Here is a 350-nt window from a genome sequence, read left to right on the forward strand (position 1 = left end):
GTATTGGCGGTAACGGTGTTCATGCGGCGAGGCCCTCCTCGCTGCCGATGATCTTCACGAAGGCATCCTCCAGGTTCGCCGCGCCGGTCTGCTCGCGCAGCGCCTGCGGAGTTTCGTCGGCCACCACGCGGCCGTGCGCGATCACCACGATGCGATCGCACAGCGCGGCGACCTCCTGCATGATGTGGCTGGAAAACAGCACGCAGCGCCCTTCCGCCTTGAGTTTCAGCATGAACTGGCGCAGCGCGCGGGTGGCCATCACGTCCAGGCCGTTGGTGGGTTCGTCCAGGATCACGTTGCGCGGGTCGTGGATCAGCGCGCGGGCGATCGCGGTCTTCACGCGCTGGCCC

The 350-nt window shown here is 67.1% G+C and carries 1 protein-coding gene; it reads right to left on the minus strand.

Annotated features, from left to right (window positions below; all coding sequences use genetic code 11):
* Window positions 1–19: 19 nt before the first annotated feature.
* Window positions 20–350 (minus strand): ATP-binding cassette domain-containing protein (locus AC1DCZ_RS19410; protein WP_476976018.1); only part of this gene is annotated, 331 nt, incomplete at its 5' end.

The organism is Arthrobacter sp. 10N418, from assembly GCF_056394725.1.